1 protein-coding gene is annotated in these 385 nt (G+C 42.3%); it reads left to right on the top strand.

Annotated elements, in window-relative coordinates; all coding sequences use genetic code 11:
• Positions 1–140: 140 nt before the first annotated feature.
• A partial coding sequence (locus VJI94_RS08070; protein WP_324008974.1) for an isoamylase early set domain-containing protein occupies positions 141–385 on the top strand: 245 nt, incomplete at its 3' end.

Raw genomic sequence — 385 nt, 5'->3', positions numbered from 1 at the left:
CGAGCTTGGTATACGAGTGGCTTACAAACATTTGTTTTTTTACAAAAAACAAAAAGCTCGCGGCTCGTAGCTCATAGCTCGCAGCTCTCTTGGGTTACCATTCCCCACTTTTTGTATTAAGGGCAAGCAAACAACCGAATATGATTCAGAAAACCATCTACAAAACAAAAGACTACTCAAAAGTAAAATTCACCCTCGCAATAGAAGATAAAGAAAGCGCCGCAATTCTGGGCTTGAATGGAGATTGGAAAAATCCGATTCCCATGAAAAAGAAAAAAGACGGCAGCTTCACCGCAGAAGTACAATTACCTAAGTCTACCCAACACGAATTCCGCTACCTGCTCAACGAAACAGAATGGATCAACGAACCCGAAGCAGACGGAGA

This window comes from Parvimonas sp. D9, from assembly GCF_035282565.1.
Classification (GTDB): domain Bacteria; phylum Bacillota; class Clostridia; order Tissierellales; family Peptoniphilaceae; genus Parvimonas; species Parvimonas micra.
This window is presented reverse-complemented; position numbering and strand designations above follow the sequence as displayed.